Source organism: Brenneria izadpanahii (assembly GCF_017569925.1).
Classification (GTDB): Bacteria; Pseudomonadota; Gammaproteobacteria; order Enterobacterales; family Enterobacteriaceae; genus Brenneria; species Brenneria izadpanahii.
The window spans coordinates 5,023,657-5,039,152 of the sequence record NZ_CP050854.1 but is presented as its reverse complement, the minus strand read 5'-3'; the positions used below and the strand labels follow the sequence as shown (position 1 = coordinate 5,039,152).

Here is a 15,496-nt window from a genome sequence, read left to right as displayed (position 1 = left end):
GAATATACCCGCCATCTTAAAATCTATTGGGTATAAAAAGTTTCTAACGACAGCGCCATAAACACAAATGGGAGGCCTTGGCCTCCCACTTAACAGTTAACAGGACGATCCGTGAAAACGGATTATAAGATAAATCGGCTCAGATCTTCATCTGCTACTAATTCATCCAGGTGACTACGTACGTAATCTGCGTCAATGGTAACGTTTTGACCGCTCATTTCACTGGCTTCGTAAGAGATATCTTCAATCAAACGCTCCAGTACGGTATGCAGACGACGGGCGCCGATATTCTCAGTGCGTTCGTTGACCTGCCATGCAGCTTCCGCAATCCGGCGGATACCGTCTGCCGAGAATTCAATATTGACGCCCTCCGTCGCCATCAATGCCTTGTATTGTTCGGTCAATGATGCGCTTGGCTCCGTCAGAATACGCTCAAAATCTTCCGTCGTCAGCGCCTGTAATTCAACGCGAATCGGCAGACGCCCCTGTAACTCGGGGATCAGATCCGACGGGCTGGCAACCTGGAAGGCGCCGGAAGCGATAAACAGGATGTGGTCGGTTTTAACCATACCGTGTTTGGTTGAGACGGTGCAGCCTTCCACCAGCGGCAGCAGGTCGCGCTGCACCCCTTCACGGGACACATCCGGGCCGGAGCTCTCGCCGCGTTTACAGATTTTATCGATCTCATCGATAAACACGATGCCGTGTTGCTCAACCGACTCGATTGCCTGTTGTTTCAGCTCTTCCGGATTAACCAGCTTGGCCGCTTCTTCTTCCACCAGCAGCTTAAAGGCTTCCTTGATTTTTACCTTGCGGGCCTTCTGTTTTTGGCCTGCCAGGTTCTGAAACATGGATTGCAGCTGGTTGGTCATTTCTTCCATGCCCGGAGGAGCCATAATTTCCACGCCAACCGGTGCGGCGGCCAGATCGATTTCGATTTCTTTATCGTCTAACTGGCCTTCACGCAGTTTTTTGCGGAAGTTCTGACGAGCCGTTGACGACTCTTGATGCTCGTCGGGTTGGCCCCAGTTGTTTTTAGCCGGGGGATCAGTACGTCGAGAATACGTTCTTCGGCCAATTCTTCGGCGCGATTACGGTTTTTCTCGATGGATTGCTGGCGCACCATTTTGATCGCCGAATCCGTTAAATCACGGATGATCGAATCGACTTCTTTACCAACATAGCCGACTTCGGTGAATTTGGTGGCTTCAACCTTTATGAACGGCGCATTGGCCAGTTTGGCCAGACGACGGGCGATTTCGGTTTTACCTACCCCGGTCGGGCCAATCATCAAAATATTTTTGGGCGTCACCTCGTGACGCAGCGATTCTTCCAGCTGCATTCTCCGCCAGCGGTTACGCAGCGCGATGGCTACGGCGCGTTTGGCGTTATGCTGACCGATGATATAGCTATCAAGTTCGCTGACTATCTCGCGCGGGGTCATTTCAGACATAGTTGATCCTTACGCCTTTGAGGCTAGTTCTTCAATCGTGTGGAACTGGTTGGTGTAGATGCAGATATCGCCAGCAATACCTAACGATTTCTCGACAATATCCCGCGCGCTTAGTTCTGTATTCTCCAGCAGAGCGCGAGCGGCAGCCTGCGCATAGGGGCCGCCGGAGCCGATCGCGATCAAATCATTTTCCGGCTGCACGACATCGCCGTTACCGGTGATAATTAATGACGCATTCTCATCCGCCACGGCGAGTAACGCTTCGAGACGACGCAGCATACGGTCCGTTCGCCAATCTTTCGCCAATTCTACCGCGGCTTTCACCAGATGGCCCTGATGCAATTCCAGCTTGCGTTCAAAGAGCTCGAATAGGGTAAAGGCATCCGCCGTGCCGCCGGCAAAACCTGCAATAACGCGATCGTTGTAGAGGCGGCGTACTTTGCGCACGTTGCCCTTCATGACTGTATTTCCCAGCGTCGCCTGTCCATCACCGCCGATGACCACATGACCATTGCGGCGTACACTTACAATTGTTGTCACGAGTAAGTCCCCGTTACCGAATAAAAAGACCCCCGCTGACTGCGTAATGTCGTTTGTTTAAAAAGCCAGATAATCGGGCGCGGCCACGAAGAAAAACCTCCCTGCGGGAACGTTATCGCCGTGTTTCCCCTGATATCAGACTTAAGTGGACGGCATTACCTGCTGACCACGGGGCATATTGGTTTTATAAATGGGGATGGCGTGGTTTTTTTCAACCCCCACTGGCGAGCGGAATACAACTGGAAGTACCGATCTCCTTGAGACGCTGTATCATTTTGTCGGCGGCGGCGCGGTTATTATAGGGCCCCAGCATGATCCGGTTCCATCCGCCGTTGGAGGATATCCGGCTTTCAATACCGGCAAACGCCAACTGCGCCCTGACCGATTCGGCGGGCTCCGCGCTCTTGAACGAGCCGCACTGCACCATCCAGCGCTGCGTTTTTTCTGTTTTTGCCGCTTCCGGCTGTTTCACCGTTTCCTGTTTCGGTAATTCTTGCTTTGGCGCGGTCGGAGCGACGGCCGTCGGCGCCCGAACGGCCGGCGGCGGCGTTATCGGCCGGGTTTGTTCCGGCGGCTTGATGGTGACCTGCGAGCGCGGTACCTGCGTTTGATCGTTGTAGGGCACTTCAGAGAGCTGCGTCGGCTGGCGACGCATATCAGACTGCATCTGTTCCAATAGCTGACGTTGTTCATCGGTCAACTGCGCCGGCGATTGGATCCCGCCTCCGGCGGAAGGCTCAGTGGGGGAAACGACGCCCAGTTGACGGTTTTCCAGCTCTTTAATATAGCGCCAGCGTTCTTCTGGTTTAGGCGGCAATCCATTGCTTTTGCCCGTATTTTGATGCGGCAACACAGGTGAGTCCGCCGGTTTGTTGTGGGCGATAAAATATAAGCCGCCCGCAAAGGTGACCAAAACAGCGACAGCCAACGCCATCATGGTTTTGGACATTCCTGAAGAACTGCTTTTTCTCCGGCTGGTTGTCTTTTTCCGGCGCGTATTGGAACGCCCCCGGCTGACATAGTCTCTTTGTGCCACTGTCGTTTCGCTGTGAATTAAATAAAGTAATTAGGATGCCATGTTACTGAACACTAAAATATTTGACCAGTTCCTGAAATCTTAAAGCCTGTTTCGTGAATAATTTAGCGCCGCAGTGCTTTCGCGTATGACCAACTCGCTGGCCAGCAGCCGAGAGCCGCTGTGTACCATGTGTCCGTGTAGTTGCTCTAGCAGCAACTGCATCGCCTCTCGCCCAAGCTGATAGCGTGGTTGCGCCACCGTGGTTAAGGGCGGAGAGCAATACTGAGCCTGCACGATATCATCAAAACCGACTACCGAGATATCGCGCGGTATCTCCAACCCCATTTTTTTTGCCTGCGCAAGCACGCCGATCGCCATGATGTCGCTATGGCAAAAAATGGCGCTGGGGGGCGAAGGATGCTTCATCAGGGCAATCAGACCGTTCGCGCCGGTTTCATAAGTGAACGCGCCCCGAATAATATATTGATTATCGACGGTTATTCCACTGCGGCGCAATGCCTGAATATAACCTTGTAGGCGATATTGGCTCAGGTACACGTGCTCCGGCCCGGCGATACAGGCGATACGCTGGTGGCCTAACTGCTGTAAATAGTGCACGGCTTCAAACGCGGCCGTCAGATTATCAATATGTACGGTCGGTAATTCCAGTTCCGGGGCGAACTCATTGACCATAACCATTGGCGGCAGGTTACGCTGCTCTTCTTTGCCTGCATCGAACGGCAGGTTTGAACCAAGCAGCAGCATGCCGTCGATTTGTTTGGTAATAATTAAATCGACAAACGTTTTCTCTTTCTGATGCTGGTGAGCGCAATCACCGATCAGCACCAGATAACCATGTTCAGCCGCGGTCGATTCGATTCCCCTGAAAATATCGGAAAAGAAGGGATCGCAGATGTCGGGAACAATGGTCAGGATGGTCCGTGACTCATTACGTTTCAGATTTCGGGCCGAGGAGTGGGGAGAGTATCCTACAGCAATGACCGCCTGTTCGATTTTTTGTCGTGTGGCCGCGGACACTTTTTCCGGATTCATTAACGCGCGGGACACTGTGGCCGTTGATACGCCCGCCTTATCCGCCACGTCTTTCATCGTTGCTGTGGTGATGCCTTTCTTCTGCTCCAACGCTCTTCTCCTTGCGTCAGCCTAAACTGGCGTTGTAGCCAGGGGCGTTTTCAGCCTTTAGGCCGTGGTTACTACCATCATTTATCGATGACGGTGTTCATTGTGTTGTACGGCATTGTGTTGCAATTCCTTTCAGAATACCGCTTTCGTGACTAGTCTAAGCAGATTGCGCGCAATTTTTACTGCTTAATTTGCATAACAAGTGTGATAGATGTCAGTTTCTCGACCAGCCTCGCAATGACGGCGACGCTAAAAGCGCTAACTGTCCGTCGGGTCGACATCCAGCACCCACTTCACTTTTCGTGACTGCGGCAGGGTGCCGATTAACGGTATTGATGTTCTTATCAACCGTTGCAGCAAAGCCCGGGAGGGATGCTGCAACAGCAACTGCCAGCGGAAACGTCCCGCCCGTTTGGGCTGTAGTGCCGGCACCGGGCCGAGCAGCCAGAGCGATTCATCCCGTAGCGGGCTGCTTTCCAAAAGATTCTTCAACTGTTGCAGGAACAGCGCGGCCTGCTGGTTATCATGATCGTCGGCGCGAAACAGAATGTGGCTGGTATACGGCGGCAGAAAAACGCTCTGCCTTTCTTTCAGCGTCTGGCGGGCAAAAGCGTCATAGCCTTGTTGCAGCAGGATTTGCAGCAGCGGGTGCTCGGGATGATGCGTCTGCAGCACCACTTCCCCCGCTTTGCCGGCGCGTCCGGCGCGTCCCGACACCTGCGTATAAAGCTGGGCGAACCGTTCGGCGGCGCGAAAGTCGGCGGAAAACAGCGAACTGTCGACATCCAGCAGCGCGACCAGCGTCACATTGGGAAAATGGTGGCCTTTCGCCAGCATTTGGGTGCCGATCAGAATGCGGGCGCCGCCCTGTCTCACTTGGGATAGCTGCTGTTCGAGCGCCCCTTTGCGGCTGGTGGTGTCGCGGTCGATACGGGTTATCGGTATGTTTGGGAACAGCGGCGCCAGCACCTGTTCCAGTCGTTCGGTTCCCATTCCGACCGGAACCAGATTGGTTGAGCCGCACTGTGGACACTGATCCGGCACCGGACGGTGGCTATCGCAGTGATGACAGCTCAATATGTGCTGTTGCTGATGCAGCGTATAATAGTGATCGCAGCGCGGGCATTCTGCAATCCAGCCGCACTCGTGACACATCACCACCGGGGCGAAACCGCGACGGTTGAGGAATAAAATGACCTGATTGTCCTGAGACAGGTGGTGGCGGATGCGGGTAATCAACGGTTGCGACAGTCCGGCGGTAAGCGGTTGTCCCTTTAAGTCCAAAAGATGCTGGCTGGCTAATCGGGCGTTTCCGGGACGTTTGCTGAGAGTTAACTGCCGGTATTTACCGATCTGTACGTTGTACAGCGTTTCCAGCGCCGGCGTCGCCGTGCCTAGAACGATCGGGATATCCTCTTCCCTGGCGCGAAACACCGCCAGATCGCGCGCATGATAACGCCAGCCGTCCTGTTGCTTGTAAGAACCATCGTGTTCTTCATCGATGACGATCAACCCCAGGCGGGCAAATGGCGTAAACAACGCCGAACGGGTGCCGATGACGATAGCCGCCTCGCCGCTGCGGGCGCGGAGCCAGACGGCAAGCCGCTCGCTGTCATTCAGGCCTGAATGCAGCACTTCGACCGGGGCGTTGAAGCGCTCGCGAAAGCGCGCGATGGTCTGCGGCGTCAGCCCGATCTCCGGCACCAGAACCAACGCCTGTTTTCCCTCGGCCAGCACGTTTTCTAATACGCTGAGGTAAACCTCGGTTTTCCCCGACCCGGTGATCCCGGCCAGCAGCCAGGCAGCGAAATGTTGATCTTCGCTGCGAATCGCGCCGACGGCGGTGGCCTGTTCGGTATTTAACCGCAGGCGATCGCCCGCAATGCTGAAATCTTCACGCCAGTCGCGGACGGCTTGCTCGGCGGCTTTTAAATCGCACAGCCCCTTTTTACGCAAGGATTGCAGCGCGGTTTCCGTCAGCCCGGTTTCGCTGACCTGATGGCGATAAAGCGGAGCCTGAAGTAACGCCGCCAGCGCCTGTTGCTGCTTGGGGGCGCGTTTCAGCGAGTCCAGCGGCGTGGCCTTACCCTGTTCGGTGGCGAACCATTGCCAAAGCGGCGCGCGGTGCGCCGGCTTTCCCTGGCGCAGGAGTATTGGCAGGGCATGGAACAGCACCTCGCCGATGGGATAGTGATAGTATTCCACCGCCCACATTAAGATTCGCCACAGGCTGGGCGGAAATAACGGCCTGTCGTCAAGTATGGCGTGTATCGGTTTTAGCTGTTCGACGGGCAATTCGCTGGATTCGCTGATAGCGGCGATAATGCCGACGGCCTTGCGGTTGCCAAAAGATACGCTAACCCGCACGCCGGTCTGAGGGGCGACGCCCGCAGGCAGTAAATAATCGAACGTACGTGCCAACGGCACGGGAAATGCGACCTGAGCGACAGACATGACCTCTCCGACTGGGTTCAGAATATGGTGATTTTAACCAACCGCGGCATAGGCGCGAATTAATGCAAGGCGCTAGTGTACATGTTGCGTATGATAATGTGTTGATGCGATTGCATCGGGAGGTTAGTTTCTGTATGATTCGCCGCCATTATACTGCGTTGTATAATGGTTGATTGACTCAACTTCTTTAACTCACTTTCGTGTGGTGTCTGGCGGAACAGGGCTGGATAGCGACACGGCCTTAACAGAGGTTTCCCATGAAACAAGGTATTCACCCGAATTATGTTGAAGTTACTGCAACTTGCTCTTGCGGTAATGTTATCAAAACCCACTCTACCGTGGGCCACGACCTGAACCTGGACGTGTGCAGCGCTTGCCACCCGTTCTACACGGGTAAACAGCGTGTTGTTGATACCGGCGGTCGTGTTGAGCGCTTCAACAAGCGTTTCAGCGTACCGGGCGCTAAAAAATAAGTTTTGCCCGTTAGCGGTTAAGATAGCAAAGGCGCCTTCCGGCGCCTTTGTTCGTTATTCCCCATCAGTATTCCCAAGTATCAGGATCGATACCCATCTCCCGCATGATGATTTTGGCGGCTTCGGGAATTTCATCGCTGCGTTCTTTACGTAAGTCTTCATCGTTTGGCAGCGGCTGTCCGGTGAAGGCATGCAAAAACGCTTCACACAGCAGCTCACTGTTTGTTGCATGACGCAGGTTGTTTACCTGACGCCGGGTTCGCTCATCGGTTAATATTTTCAATACCTTAAGAGGAATAGAGACGGTTATTTTTTTAACCTGTTCGCTCTTTTTACCGTGTTCAGCGTAAGGGCTGACATATTCGCCGTTCCACTCAGCCATGGGATACCTTAAAAATAGTCGTAATGAAGATATACCAGTCATCTTTCACGTCGCAGGAAGTTGGCTTTCTGCATTCTGAAATCTATCGGGTATAGCATCTGTCATGAAATACTACGATTCTAGCGGTTATTATGCTTATGCTCAATCTATACGCAAAGAAGTTTAGAAGTCTAGATGTATTGACGTCTATGCTGACTGGGTTTACTCTTTAACCCTTATCTCTCAGTCTCTAGCCAGGAAAAGATCCGATGACGCGTAAACAGGCAACGATCGCAGTTCGCAGCGGGTTAAACAATGACGAGCAGTATGGCTGCGTTGTTCCCCCCATTCATCTTTCCAGTACTTATAATTTTACCGGATTCAATCAGCCAAGAGCCCATGACTACTCCCGCCGGGGTAATCCAAGCCGCGATGTCGTGCAGCGGGCGCTGGCCGAACTGGAAGGTGGCGCGGGGGCGGTCATGACTAGCAGCGGCATGTCCGCCATTATGCTGGTGTGCACCGTTTTTCTGCGTCCCGGCGATCTGCTGGTCGCGCCTCATGATTGCTATGGCGGCAGTTACCGTCTGTTCGATAGCTTAAGCAAACGCGGGGCGTTTCGCGTCAAGTTCGTCGATCAGGGGGATGAAACCGCGCTTAAAACGGCGTTGGAAGAGAAACCCAAACTGGTTCTGATTGAAAGTCCCAGTAATCCGTTGCTGCGCGTGGTGGATATCGCGGCCATCTGTCAGGCGGCGAGAGAAGCCGGGGCGATCAGCGTGGTGGATAACACCTTCCTCAGCCCGGCATTGCAGCAACCGCTGGCGTTGGGCGCGGATCTGGTGCTTCATTCCTGTACCAAATACCTGAACGGTCACTCCGATGTGGTCGCCGGGGCGGTAATTGCGCGCGATCCGGAAACGGCGACCGACCTTGCCTGGTGGGCGAACAATATCGGCGTAACCGGCGGCGCCTTCGACAGTTATCTGCTGCTGCGCGGTTTGCGTACCCTGTCTCCGCGTATGGCCGCAGCGCAGCGAAATGCGCTACAGTTGGTGGAGTATTTACAGCAACAGCCGCTGGTGAAAAAATTGTATCATCCTTCGCTGCCGCAAAATCCCGGTCATGATATCGCCCGTCGCCAACAATCCGGGTTTGGGGCGATGCTGAGTTTTGAGCTGGACGGCGACGAAGAGACCTTGCGCCGTTTTCTGGCGTCGTTGGAGCTGTTTACGCTGGCGGAATCGCTGGGCGGGGTGGAAAGCCTGATTTCCCATGCGGCGACGATGACGCATGCGGGGATGGCGCCGGAAGCGCGTGCGGCTGCCGGGATTTCAGAAACCTTGTTACGTGTATCAACCGGGATTGAAGACGGCGACGATCTGGTTGCCGATCTGGATCGTGCATTTCAGGCTGCGGCGAAGGGGTAAGAATGAGTGCATCAGGAGTAGCGGGAACGGTAACCGGCCGGCAACTGCATAAATTTGGCGGCAGCAGCCTGGCCGATGTGAAGTGTTATCAGCGCGTTGCCGGCATTATGGCCGAGCACAGCCAGCCGGGCGATTTAATGGTGGTTTCGGCGGCCGGCGGCACGACTAACCACCTGATTAGCTGGTTAAGACTGAGCCAAAGCGATCGTCTTTCCGCGCATCAGGTTCAGCAGGCGTTGCGCCGTTATCAGAGCGATCTGATTGTCGGGCTATTACCTCCAGAAGTGGCCGAACCGCTGACGGCGCAGTTTATTCGCGATCTGGAGCGTTTAGCCGCACTCCTGGACGGTAAGATCGATGACGCCGTGTATGCCGAAGTGGTCGGTCACGGAGAGATCTGGTCGGCTCGTCTGATGGCCGCGCTGCTTAACCAGATGGATATTCAGGCTTCCTGGCTGGACGCGCGCGATTTTCTGCGCGCTGAGCGGGCCGCGCAGCCACAGGTGGATGAAAGCCGTTCCAGACCGCTGCTGCAACAGTTTTTGGCAAAATACCCAGGGCAGCGCTTGGTCGTCACCGGGTTTATCTGCCGCAACGAAGCGGGTGAAGCGGTGCTGCTGGGACGCAACGGCAGCGACTATTCCGCTACCCAGATCGGCGCGCTGGCCGGCGTTGAAAGAGTGACCATCTGGAGCGATGTCGCCGGGGTCTACAGCGCGGATCCGCGCAAAGTCAAGGATGCCTGTCTGCTGCCGCTGCTGCGGTTGGATGAAGCGAGCGAACTGGCGCGGCTGGCCGCGCCGGTGCTGCATACCCGTACCTTACAGCCAGTATCCGGCAGCGATATCGATCTGCAATTGCGTTGCAGCTATCAGCCAGAGCAAGGTTCTACGCGTATTGAACGCGTGCTGGCGTCGGGTACGGGCGCAAAAATCGTCACCAGCCACGACGATGTTTGTCTGATTGAAATTCAGGCGCCATCGGAACACGATTTCCCGCAGATCCAAAAAGATGTTGAACAGTTACTGAATCGCTCGCAAGTGAAACCGCTGGCGACGGGGATCCATCACGATCGCAATCTACTGCAACTGTGTTACACCACGGAAGTGGTCGACAGCGCCTGGCAATTGCTGAATCAGGCCGGATTGTCCGCGCAGTTAACCCTGCGCGAAGGTTTGGCGCTGGTGGCGATGGTGGGCGCGGGCGTCTGCAATAATCCGTTGCATAGCCACCGTTTTTACCAGCAGTTGAAAGATCAGCCGACGGAGTTCATCTGGCAGTCGGAAGACGGCATCAGCCTAGTGGCGGTATTGCGGGTCGGGCCGACGGAACATCTGGTGCGCGGGCTGCATCATTCATTATTCCGTGCGGAAAAACGCATTGGTCTGGTGTTGTTTGGTAAAGGAAATATCGGATCCCGCTGGCTGGAGCTGTTCGCCCGCGAGCAGTCGCATATTTCCGCCCGTACCGGGTTTGAGTTTGTTCTCGCCGGCGTGGTGGACAGTACCCGCAGTTTGCTGAACTATGACGGTCTGGACGTCAGCCGGGTATTGGCGTTTTTCGACAGCGAAGCGCAGGAGCGGGATGGCGAAGATCTGTTTCTGTGGATGCGTTCCCATCCCTATGATGATTTAGTGGTGCTGGATGTGACGGCCAGCGAGTCGGTCGCTGATTTATACCTCGATTTCGCCAGTTATGGTTTCCACGTCATCAGCGCGAATAAACTGGCGGGCGCGTCCGGCGGCGATAATTATCGTCAGATTCGCGACGCTTTCGCCAAAACCGGCCGCCACTGGTTATATAACGCCACTGTCGGCGCGGGTCTGCCGGTGAACTTTGCCGTGCGGGATCTGCGGGAAAGCGGCGACAGCATTCTGGCGATCAGCGGTATTTTTTCGGGAACGCTGTCGTGGCTGTTCCTCCAGTTTGATGGTTCGGTACCCTTTATGGATTTGGTGGATCAGGCTTGCCAGCAAGGGTTGACCGAGCCGGATCCGCGCGTTGATTTGTCCGGGCAGGATGTGATGCGCAAGCTGGTTATTCTGGCGCGTGAAGCCGGGTATGAGATTGAGCCCAGTCAGGTGCGGGTTGAATCGCTGGTGCCGGCGGGGTGTGAAGAAGGCTCGGTCGATCAGTTCTTTGAGAATGGCGAATCGCTGAACGAACAGATGCTGCAACGGCTGGAGGCCGCTCAGGAAATGGGGATGGTTCTGCGCCATGTCGCTCGTTTTGATGCTAATGGCAAGGCTCGCGTTGGCGTTGAGGCGGTCAGACCCGATCATCCTCTGGCCTCGCTGCTGCCGGGCGATAATGTATTTTCGATAGAAAGCCGCTGGTATCGGGATAACTCTCTGGTGATCCGCGGACCGGGCGCCGGGCGAGATGTCACGGCCGGGGCGATTCAGTCGGATTTAAACCGTCTGGCGCAGCTGCTTTGAGCTGACGCATGCGCGATGCTGAAGGATCGCGTTCGGAAAAATAGCGTGCGAGGCGGGATCGTCTGCGCACGCGTCGACCGCGTTATTTTCCACCATGCTACTTTGCATCCTCTGTTGCGGCACAAGCCTGCTTGGCGCATGGACAGCCATAAACAGGGTCCGACGGGCCGAACCCATCGTTACGCTCGAACCTTGTTATGAATATTTTTCACGTTTGATGAATAATCATCACCATATAGCCGAGCAAAAACATTGACTCTTCAGGCAGATTGCGTCATTTTCTATATGGACGTCTAAACGTATAGACGGTTATGAAAAACGATAATAATCGCATTGGTTAATAGGATAGGCAGGTATGAGTTTTTTTCACGCAAATCAGCGGGAATCGCTGAATCAAAGTCTGGCGGAATTACAGGGACAGATTAATGTGTCATTTGAGTTTTTTCCGCCGCGTACCAGCGAAATGGAAGAAACGCTCTGGAATTCCATTGACCGCCTGAGCAAACTCAAACCGAAGTTTGTTTCCGTTACCTACGGTGCGAATTCCGGCGAACGCGACCGCACCCACAGCATTATCAAAACGATTAAAGAACGGACCGGCCTGGAAGCGGCGCCGCATCTTACCTGCATCGACGCCTCCCGCGAGCAGCTACGCGAGATCGCGCAGGATTACTGGCAAAGCGGCATTCGCCACATTGTGGCGTTGCGCGGCGATTTACCCGAAGGCGGCGGTAAACCGGAAATGTATGCCGCCGATTTGGTCGCTTTGCTAAAAGAAGTCGGGGATTTTGATATTTCCGTCGCGGCCTACCCCGAGGTACACCCCGAAGCAAAAAGCGCTCAGGCCGACCTGATTAATCTGAAGCGTAAAATTGACGCCGGCGCAAATCGGGCGATCACCCAGTTCTTTTTTGACGTGGAAAGCTATCTTCGTTTTCGCGACCGCTGCGTTTCTACCGGCATTGATGTTGAGATAGTGCCGGGCATTCTGCCGGTTTCCAACTTCAAACAGTTACAGCGTTTCGCCACCATGACCAACGTTCGTGTGCCAAACTGGATGACCTCAATGTTTGACGGGCTGGATGACGATCCTGAGACCCGTAAAATGGTCGGTGCGTCTATCGCCATGGATATGGTGAAAATCCTCAGCCGGGAAGGCGTGAAAGATTTCCATTTCTACACCCTCAACCGCGCCGATCTGAGCTACGCGATTTGCCATACCCTGGGTGTGCGTCCGACCGTTGCCTGAACAAGAAAAGCGAAGATTGTCTGAAACCCTGCCGACGCAGGGTTTTTCTGTTGTATCGACTTCCGAAATAGCCTCAATCGAGAAATAACATCCTCAGGCATCACATCAAAAAGCAGAGTTTTTCACCCATATCCCTGTATAAACAATAAATTATCCGCTCTTATAAGGAATGGCCGCAATATCGTCTGTACCTGGATCGGAATCCTAAGCATGTAATATAGATGTGTCGTTAATATAGCTACACAAAATGCGATCGGCGCCAAATCACTTGAATACGCCGGCTCACTCGTTATAGCGTGGCAGATGGCTAAGGGATCTGGCTGCTAAAAGCCTCCGGTGAAGAAAGACGATGACAGTTTTATCATTAACGTATTTGTTAACCCCACTCCATTGCTCGCCTTGGCGCGTATGGAAAGCTTTCTATGTAATTTGCTTACTTTTCTGGCTGATAATATGTTCTGGCTGATAATATGGACTCGAACTGTTAATGGTGAAAGTGTTGCTTTATTTAGGTTAAATAAACAGATGCGCTTCGATGGATAATATTATTCGCTTAAATATTGATAGGAATAATCATTCGTTGCTAATCTTTCTATCGTTAATTGCTATCATTATAAGGAGAATAATAAATGAATATTCGGGATCTGGAATATCTGGTGGCGCTAGCAGAACATCGTCATTTTCGACGCGCCGCAGACTCTTGCCATGTTAGTCAGCCAACGCTCAGTGGACAAATCCGTAAGTTGGAAGACGAGTTAGGCGTGATGCTACTGGAACGAACCAGTAGAAAAGTTTTGTTCACTCAGGCGGGTTTGCTGCTGGTTGAACAGGCGCGTACGGTATTACGTGAAGTTAAAGTATTGAAAGAGATGGCCAGCCAGCAGGGAGAAACCATGTCTGGGCCATTGCATATCGGTTTGATCCCGACGGTCGGGCCTTATCTGCTGCCACAGATCATTCCGATGCTGCATCGTACGTTCCCCAAACTTGAAATGTATCTGCATGAAGCGCAGACCCATCAGCTTTTGGCCCAGTTGGACAGCGGTAAGCTGGATTGCGCTATCCTGGCGTTAGTGAAAGAGTCTGAAGCTTTTATCGAAGTGCCGTTGTTCGATGAGCCGATGAAGCTGGCGATTTATCAGGATCATCCCTGGGCGAATCGTGAGCGCGTGGCGATGTCCGACCTGGCTGGCGAAAAGTTGCTGATGCTGGAAGACGGGCACTGCCTGCGCGATCAGGCGATGGGGTTCTGTTTCCAGGCGGGAGCCGACGAAGACACTCATTTCCGCGCCACCAGTCTGGAAACGCTGCGCAATATGGTGGCGGCGGGGAGCGGTATCACGCTGTTGCCATCGCTGGCGGTTCCCCACGAGCGCGAGCGCGATGGCGTCTGCTACCTGCCTTGCCACAAACCCGAACCGAAGCGCACTATTGCTCTGGTTTACCGCCCCGGTTCGCCGTTGCGCGGACGCTATGAGCAACTGGCCGATACCATCCGCGAGCATATGCAAAGTTATATGGAAAACGTGTCAAAACAGGCGGTTTAACCCGTTCAATGCCGCAACCCGATAGGCTTCCGCCATTGTCGGGTAGTTGAAGGTAGTATTAACAAAGTATTCGATAGTATTACCTTCGCCTTGCTGTTCCATAATCGCCTGTCCGATATGGATAATCTCGGCCGCGCGTTCGCCGAAACAGTGGATACCCAGTATCTGTTTCGTTTCGCGGTGGAAAAGGATCTTCAGGCTTCCCACGTTCATTCCGACAATCTGCGCGCGCGCCAGATGTTTGAACTGCGCCCGACCCACTTCATAGGGAACTTTCATTGCCGTAAGCTGCTGTTCGGTTTTCCCCACCGAGCTGATTTCAGGAATGGTGTAAATCCCGGTGGGAATATCCTCGATTAAATGGGCGCTGGCATCCCCTTTGACGATCGCCTGCGCGGCAAGACGCCCCTGATCGTAGGCGGCGGAAGCCAGACTGGGATAGCCGATAACGTCGCCGACGGCGTAAATATGCGCCAGTCCGGTTTGATACATGCTATTGACCTTGATTTGTCCGCGGCTGTCGGTGCTCAGGCCGATATTCTCCAGACCGAGCGTTTCCGTATTGCCGGTGCGTCCGTTGGCGTACAGCAGACAATCCGCCTTCATTTTTTTGCCGGATTTGAGATTAACGATAACGCCGTCCGCCAGGCCTTCAATGCTGTCAAACTCTTCGTTGTGGCGGATGACGACGCCGTTGTTCCAGAAGTGGTAAGAGAGCGCGTCGGACATTTCCTGATCGAGAAAAGCCAACAGACGATCGCGGGTATTAATTAAATCAACCTTGACGTTAAGGCCGCGAAAAATGGACGCGTATTCGCAACCAATGACCCCCGCGCCATAGATAATGACATGCCGGGGTTCGTGGTCGAGCTGCAGAATGGAATCGCTGTCGTAGATGCGGGAATGATTGAAATCGACGTTCGTTGGGCGATAGGGGCGCGAGCCTGTGGCGATAATAATATTGGCCGCCGTCAGCGTGTCGTGGCTGTTGTCTGGATAATGAACGGCAACGGTATGCTCATCGACAAAACGGGCTTCGCCGGAGAACAGCTCGCACTGATTACGCTCATAAAATCCCTGGCGCCTCCGGGTTTGCTGGCCGATAACGCTGTCCGCGTGGCGCAGGATATCGGAAAAAGAGGAACTGATAACGCGGGCGTTGTCGCTATATAGCGGGTTCTGGTTAAACTCAATAATACGGCTGACGGCATGGCGAAGCGCCTTGGAAGGGATGGTTCCCCAATGCGTGCAGCCGCCGCCGACATTGTAGTGCCGTTCAATCACCGCGACTTTCGCCCCTTGTTTGGTTAATCCCATCGCGGCGCCTTCACCGCCGGGGCCGGAACCGATAACGATGGCATCATAATCGAATGGTTGTTTTGTGGTCATA

Annotated in this window: 11 protein-coding genes and 1 pseudogene; 5 read left to right on the top strand and 7 right to left on the bottom strand. The window is 54.0% G+C overall.

Features of this window, described 5'->3' with window-relative positions; all coding sequences use genetic code 11:
• Window positions 1–122: 122 nt before the first annotated feature.
• The 5 genes and pseudogenes from hslU to priA form a co-directional block, all read right to left on the bottom strand.
• Window positions 123–1,453 (bottom strand): annotated as a pseudogene (gene hslU / locus HC231_RS22550) (ATP-dependent protease ATPase subunit HslU).
• Window positions 1,454–1,462: 9 nt separating this feature from the next.
• Window positions 1,463–1,993: an ATP-dependent protease subunit HslV gene (hslV, locus tag HC231_RS22545; protein WP_048636608.1), complete on the bottom strand. Its 531-nt coding sequence runs from the start codon at window positions 1,991–1,993 to the stop codon at window positions 1,463–1,465.
• Window positions 1,994–2,204: 211 nt separating this feature from the next.
• On the bottom strand, window positions 2,205–3,029 hold the full coding sequence (gene ftsN / locus HC231_RS22540) for a cell division protein FtsN (RefSeq protein ID WP_208228861.1): 825 nt from the start codon (window positions 3,027–3,029) through the stop codon (window positions 2,205–2,207).
• Between the two features lie 81 nt (window positions 3,030–3,110).
• Window positions 3,111–4,154, bottom strand: coding sequence for a DNA-binding transcriptional regulator CytR (gene cytR, locus HC231_RS22535; RefSeq protein WP_208228860.1), 1,044 nt, complete (start codon window positions 4,152–4,154; stop codon window positions 3,111–3,113).
• Window positions 4,155–4,412: 258 nt separating this feature from the next.
• Window positions 4,413–6,608: a primosomal protein N' gene (gene priA, locus HC231_RS22530; RefSeq protein WP_208228859.1), complete on the bottom strand. Its 2,196-nt coding sequence runs from the start codon at window positions 6,606–6,608 to the stop codon at window positions 4,413–4,415.
• Between the two features lie 257 nt (window positions 6,609–6,865).
• Between priA and rpmE the strand changes: the two genes are divergently transcribed.
• Window positions 6,866–7,081, top strand: coding sequence for a 50S ribosomal protein L31 (gene rpmE, locus HC231_RS22525; RefSeq protein WP_048636604.1), 216 nt, complete (start codon window positions 6,866–6,868; stop codon window positions 7,079–7,081).
• A 64-nt stretch (window positions 7,082–7,145) separates the two neighbouring features.
• Here the strand turns inward: rpmE and metJ are convergent, their stop codons facing one another.
• Window positions 7,146–7,463 carry a met regulon transcriptional regulator MetJ gene (metJ, locus tag HC231_RS22520; RefSeq protein ID WP_005973355.1) on the bottom strand — a complete coding sequence of 106 codons (318 nt, stop codon included), beginning with the start codon at window positions 7,461–7,463 and terminating at the stop codon, window positions 7,146–7,148.
• A 248-nt stretch (window positions 7,464–7,711) separates the two neighbouring features.
• On the opposite strand from metJ, the gene metB reads away from it, so the two are divergent.
• The 4 genes from metB (at window position 7,712) to oxyR (ending at window position 14,106) form a co-directional block, all read left to right on the top strand.
• Window positions 7,712–8,872: a cystathionine gamma-synthase gene (gene metB / locus HC231_RS22515; protein WP_208228858.1), complete on the top strand. Its 1,161-nt coding sequence runs from the start codon at window positions 7,712–7,714 to the stop codon at window positions 8,870–8,872.
• A gap of 2 nt (window positions 8,873–8,874) precedes the next feature.
• Complete coding sequence (locus tag HC231_RS22510) at window positions 8,875–11,310, top strand: bifunctional aspartate kinase/homoserine dehydrogenase II (protein WP_208228857.1); 2,436 nt, start codon at window positions 8,875–8,877, stop codon at window positions 11,308–11,310.
• Between the two features lie 355 nt (window positions 11,311–11,665).
• The gene (gene metF / locus HC231_RS22505) at window positions 11,666–12,559 is read left to right on the top strand and encodes a methylenetetrahydrofolate reductase (RefSeq protein WP_208228856.1); all 894 of its coding nucleotides are present in this window, start codon (window positions 11,666–11,668) and stop codon (window positions 12,557–12,559) included.
• A 629-nt stretch (window positions 12,560–13,188) separates the two neighbouring features.
• Window positions 13,189–14,106: a DNA-binding transcriptional regulator OxyR gene (gene oxyR / locus HC231_RS22500; RefSeq protein ID WP_208228855.1), complete on the top strand. Its 918-nt coding sequence runs from the start codon at window positions 13,189–13,191 to the stop codon at window positions 14,104–14,106.
• On the opposite strand, the gene sthA is transcribed toward oxyR, so the two are convergent.
• Window positions 14,089–15,495, bottom strand: a complete 1,407-nt coding sequence (gene sthA, locus HC231_RS22495) for a Si-specific NAD(P)(+) transhydrogenase (RefSeq protein ID WP_208228854.1) — start codon at window positions 15,493–15,495, stop codon at window positions 14,089–14,091. The genes oxyR and sthA overlap by 18 nt on opposite strands.
• Window position 15,496: the final 1 nt, after the last annotated feature.